The sequence below is a fragment of the Deltaproteobacteria bacterium genome, assembly GCA_005879535.1.
In the GTDB taxonomy this organism is placed as follows: Bacteria; Myxococcota; Myxococcia; order Myxococcales; family 40CM-4-68-19; genus 40CM-4-68-19.
Genome location: VBKI01000020.1, coordinates 1 through 5,327, shown reverse-complemented (window position 1 = coordinate 5,327; position 5,327 = coordinate 1). Strand labels below are relative to the sequence as shown.

Sequence of the window (5,327 nt, the reverse complement as noted above, 5' to 3'; positions counted from 1 at the left end):
ACCTCCACAACTCGGTACGCCGAAGCACGGTCGGGATATTGAAGCGATTCGCGTCGGAGAGTTTGCTGCGTGATGTTCCGATGTTGATGGTGCCCAGGGGCGGAATCGAACCACCGACACGGGGATTTTCAGTCCCCTGAAGCCCGTCGAGAAGAGTGAGCTTCCCTCTGGGGACGTCCGTCAAGCACCCTTCAAGACCCGTCAAGGCAGGTACGCCGAAGCACGGTCATGCACGGTCCCTTTCACGTGGTTCCATCGTGTTTGGTCCCGACGTCCTGCTTGCCGTCGACCACGACCGGAGAGCGATTCGTGGACGCGGAGACAGGTATGCCGCGGTCGACGCTTCCACTCGGCGTCTCAGGGGGTTGTTGTGGGCGAGAAGGGTCCTCGCAGTCCGAGCTTGCAGATGGTCCCGGTTCTGCAGACCCTGGCCGACGTGCTCGCTCAATCGGTGTTGAGTAGCGGCCCGCTTTCGTCGGTGCTCCGCCAGACTCTCCGTGCCGAGGGCGAGACGGAAGCGACGAATCGACTCGGCGGCAGCGGCATCGGACGATTTGGATGGCGATCGCCATCTAATGCTCCGGAGGAGCCATGAACCATGCAGTGGCGGTGATCACGGGAGTGTCGTCGGGCATCGGAAACGCGACCGCTCGCGCACTCGTCGCACGGGGATACCGCGTCTTCGGCACGGCGCGGTCCGAGGCGAGCATCGTGCCCGAGAAGGTCGAACGCGTGCTGCTGGACGTCCGGGACGGCGAGTCGATCCAGCGAGGCGTGGACGAAGTGCTCGCCAAGGCCGGCCACATTGACCTTCTCGTGAACAATGCCGGCGGATCGCTGGACGGAGCGTTCGAAGAGACCCCCCTCGGACAGGCGCGGGACCTGTTCGAGCTCAACTTCTTCGGAGCGGTCCGGATGACGCAAGCGGTGCTGCCCGCGATGCGGGCGCGGAAAAGCGGGCGAATCGTCTTCGTCAGCAGCGTGCTGGGCTTCTTGCCCGCGCCGTTCATGGGTTTCTATGCGGCGTCCAAGCACGCGCTGGAGGGCCTGGCCGAGTCGCTCGACCACGAGACCCGCACGCTCGGTATCCGCGTTGCGCTCGTCGAGCCTGGGTACACGCGCACGAACTTCGACGCCAACGGATCGTCCGCGCCCGCGCTGGTCGCCGACTACGCGGCCGCCCTCGATCGCACGCGCGCAAAGATGCGCGCCGCGCTGAGCGCTGGCGACGAACCCGAGATGGTGGCCGAGGCGGTGCTGGAAGCCGCCACCAGCAAAAAGCCGCGCCTGCGTTACCCGGCGGGCAGCCGCGCAGGCCTCTTGCGGCGGCTGCGCCGGTACTTGCCAGCGAGCATTCTCGATGGTGCGCTCCGCAAAGAGTTCGGGCTCGACGACACGGGAGCAAAGCATGCGTCATTCCCGTGAGGAAACGGCGCGCACGCGCACCGCGGCGGTGCAAGCCGCCTCGCGGCTCTTCCGCGAGCGCGGCATCGACGCGGCCTCCGTGAACGATGTCATGGCGGAGCTTGGCATGACGGGCGGCGGCTTCTACCGCCATTTCGAGAGCAAAGAGGCGCTGGCCGCGGAAGCTTGCGCCGAGGCGTTCGCGAAATCGGGGCTCGCTCGCGGACCGGCCAATTCCGCCGAGCAGATGGTGCGTCGCTATCTGAGCAAACCACACCGCGACGCGCCGGGGAGCGGATGCCCGTTGCCCGCGTTGGCCTCCGACATGGCACGCCAGCCCCGTGCGGTCCGGCGCGCCTACAGCGATGGCGTACGCAACGCTCTGGCGCGCCTCGAGCAACTCGCGCCCGACACGCCGTCCGTGACCCGCCATGCGCTGCTCGCGGGCCTGGTCGGGGCCCTCGCCATCGCGCGCGCGGTGGACGACGACGAGCTGAGCTCTGCCATCCTGCACGACTCGCGCGAATTCTGGATCCGCGTACTGACCAGGGCACGTCGAGACGGAGGTCCCGGAGGCGAGGGCATCGAACGGCAGGCCCGGCCACGGGATCGGACATGACCATCAGGACGCAACCGAACGGGCCGCAATCGAGCAGGAACGGCGAAGTCGCACGACACACCTACCTCCCGCTGGCCGCCGCTGCCGTCCTTGGCGTTGCCTGCCACAAGGCGGAATCCTACGTACGGCCGCCGGTCCCGGTGCGCGCGAGCAACGTCCGGCAGTCCCCGCAAACCGACCAGGAACTTCGCTTCAGCGGCACCGTTGCTCCGGAAGCGGAGATCGAGCTCTCGTTCAAGGTCGGCGGCTACGCCACCTCGCTTCTCACGCTCCGCGACGGCCAAGGCCGGACCCGTTTCGTGCAAGCGGGCGATCAGGTGCGGCGCGGCACGGTGCTGGCCACCGTCCGCCAGGAGGACTACCGCCAATCCGCCGCCGAAGCGCGCGGAGCCGTGGATGCCGCTCGCGCCGCCGCGCTGAAGGCCCGGCTCGACTACGATCGCGCGGTCAGCCTGCTCGCGTCCAAGGTCATCCCGCCCGCGGACTACGACGCTGCCAAGGCGCGGGCCGACGGAGCGATCGCTGCCGTCGATACTGCGGAAGCACGGCTCGCCAGCGCCCGGATCGCCCTCGGAGATACCTCGCTGCGAACGCCCGTGGATGCGCTCGTCCTCGCGCGCTTGGTGGAGATCGGCAATCTGATCTCGCCCAACACGGTCGCCTTCCGGCTCGCGGACGTGAGCCGGATCAAGGTGCGCTTCGCTGTGGCCGACGAAGTCGCCTCGCGCCTGCAGATCGGCTCGCCGGTCACGGTCACCGCGGATGCGGTCGAAGCAAAGCTCCCGGCTGTCATCAGCAAGCTCCATCCGCAATCGAGCTCGGACGCCCGCACCTTCGACGTCGAGGCGACGGTGCTCTCGAAGGACGCCTCGCTGCTGCTCGGCATGGTCGTCTCGGTGGCGCTACCAGGCGCGTCGGCCTCGCGTGCGCCCGTGATCACCGCTCCGCTCAGCGCGGTCGTCGCGGCGCAGCGCCCGGAGGGCCATGCGCAGGCGCTGGTGGCCTTCGTCGTCGAGCAAGAGCGAGGGTTGCCGATCGCTCGCGAGCGCCGCGTGGTCGCGGGCCAGCTGGTCGGGAACGAGGTGGCGATAGAGAGCGGTCTGTTCCCGGGCGAGCTGCTCGTCGTGCAGGGCGCGACGCTCCTCAACGACGGCCAGCGAGTCCAGCTCGTTCCGTAGAGGTCTGAGATGGCGCACAAGAGCGACGCGGACCTGGTCGACAAGTCGCACAACACGGCACGCTACTTCACCGAGAATCCCCAGGTGGCGTGGGTTCTCCTTCTGGCGACGCTGGTCGCGGGCACCTTCGGGTATCTGCGGATGCCGAAGCGCAAGGACCCGCTGATCCCGGTGCGGGTGGCGGTCGCGGTCACGCCTTGGCCGGGCGCTCCGGCGGAAAAGGTCGAGCAGCTCGTCACCCGCAAGATCGAGGAGAAGATCGCCTCGAACAGCGAAGTGGAGAAGATCGAGTCCACTTCGCGCAATGGCGTCTCGGTGGTGCAGGTCACGGTGCGGGCCGACGCCAAGGACCTCGGGCGCGCCCTGGACGACATCGATTCCCGGATCAAGAACATCCACGACCTGCCCGAGGACGCCCAGCCGATCGACTTCAAGAAGGACTTCGGGGACACCGCGGCGCTCATGCTGACGGTGGCGAGCCCGAGGGTCTCCCAGGCCGAGATCGCGATTCGCGCCCAGGCGATCGAGAGCGAAATCCGCGCGGTACGATCCACAGCGCGCGCGGGAAACCGCCGCAGCGTCGTCTTCAACTTCCCCGGCGCGTTGAACCCCTTGCCCATCGCGCGCATCGTCGGCCAGCTCGCCGAGTTCGCGCGCGCCGAAGGCGCCGAGGACGTCCGCCCGGTACGCGGAAACGGGTTCGTGGGCTTCGACGCGCTCTCCGACCTCGACCGTGGCCGCTGGCTCGACGTGGTCCAGCGCTTCGAGAGCGAGCACCTGCACGGCGGGTGGCTGCACCCCGATCTCTGGGAGCCTGCGGTCATCGACCAGCCCGAGCAGGCGAACGACGAGCTGCAGCGAGTTGCGGGCTCCAAATACAGCTTGCGCCAGCTCGATGACTTCTCCGATCAGATCGCCAAGCGCATCCAGGTTTCTCCGCAAGTCGCCAAGGTCACGCGTTCCGGCGTCCTCGACGAGCGCATCTACGTCGACTATTCGCAGGAGCGATTCGCCTCGACGGGCGTGACCCGAGAGATGTTGCAGCAGGCGATCTTCGCCCAGAACGCGCAGGCGCCCGGGGGCGTTGCGCGCGCACAAGGGCGGGCGCTGATCGTCGATGTCACGGGCGAATTGAAGAGCGAAAAGGAGATCTCCGATCTTCTGGTCTCGACGTCGCGGAGCGGCGCACCCTACTACCTGCGAGACCTCGCGGACGTGAGCCGCGGGTACGAGGACCCGCCGCGCTATCTCAACTTCCATACCTGGCGCGACGCCGCTGGAGTGTGGCAGCGCACGCGCGCGATCACGGTGGCGGTGCAGATGCAGGCCGGCCGGCAGATCGCCGACTTCAGCGGCGAGGTCGACGCCGCGCTCACGAGCGTGCGGGCCACGCTTCCCGAGGACCTGATCCTGGCCCGCACCTCCGACCAGCCGCGCCAGGTCAAGGAGAAGGTCGATCTGTTCCTGGTCAGCTTCTACGAGGCGATCGCGATCATCGTGCTCATCGGCTTGATCGGGTTCTGGGAGTGGCGCTCCGCCCTCTTGCTCGCGCTCTCCATCCCGCTGACCTTGGCGCTGAGCTACGCGTTCATGTACCTGCTCGGCATCGACATCCAGCAGATGTCGATCGCGGCGCTGATCATCTCGCTCGGGCTCCTGGTCGACGATCCGGTCGTGGCCGGCGACGCCATCAAGCGCGAGCTGGACTCCGGCAAACCAGGCCGCGTCGCCGCCTGGCTCGGGCCCACCAGGCTCGCCCGCGCCATCTTCTTCGCCACCGTCACCAACATCGTCGCTTACCTGCCGTTCCTGATCATGAGCGGCGACGTCGGCCGCTTCATCTTCAGCCTGCCGGTGGTGATCACCTGCACGCTCGTCGCCTCGCGCATCGTCTCGATGACGTTCGTGCCGCTGCTGGGCCATGCGCTGCTCCGCGAGCACAAGGTGCCGCTGGCGCAATGGGCGCACCGGCGCGAGCGCGGGGTAGCCGGTTTCTACGCGCGCGGCGTGCGCTGGGCGATCGATCACCGATACGCGGTGCTGCTGGCGGCGATCGCCGTGCTCGCCGCCGGCGTAGCGGCAGGTCCGCGTCTGAAGACCGCATTCTTCCCCAAGGACCTCTCATA

General features: G+C 67.9%; 4 protein-coding genes. All 4 read left to right on the top strand.

The window, feature by feature from the left end:
- Window positions 1-591: 591 nt before the first annotated feature.
- Complete coding sequence (locus E6J58_01100; protein ID TMB43166.1) at window positions 592-1,425, top strand: SDR family NAD(P)-dependent oxidoreductase; 834 nt, start codon at window positions 592-594, stop codon at window positions 1,423-1,425.
- The gene (locus tag E6J58_01095) at window positions 1,361-2,023 is read left to right on the top strand and encodes a TetR/AcrR family transcriptional regulator (GenBank protein ID TMB43165.1); all 663 of its coding nucleotides are present in this window, start codon (window positions 1,361-1,363) and stop codon (window positions 2,021-2,023) included. Before E6J58_01100 ends, E6J58_01095 begins: the two co-directional genes overlap by 65 nt.
- On the top strand, window positions 1,702-3,201 hold the full coding sequence (locus E6J58_01090) for an efflux RND transporter periplasmic adaptor subunit (protein TMB43164.1): 1,500 nt from the start codon (window positions 1,702-1,704) through the stop codon (window positions 3,199-3,201). The genes E6J58_01095 and E6J58_01090 overlap by 322 nt, the downstream gene beginning before the upstream one ends.
- Window positions 3,202-3,210: 9 nt before the next feature.
- Window positions 3,211-5,327, top strand: a 2,117-nt coding sequence (locus E6J58_01085) for an efflux RND transporter permease subunit (protein ID TMB43163.1), incomplete at its 3' end; no start/stop codon positions are given.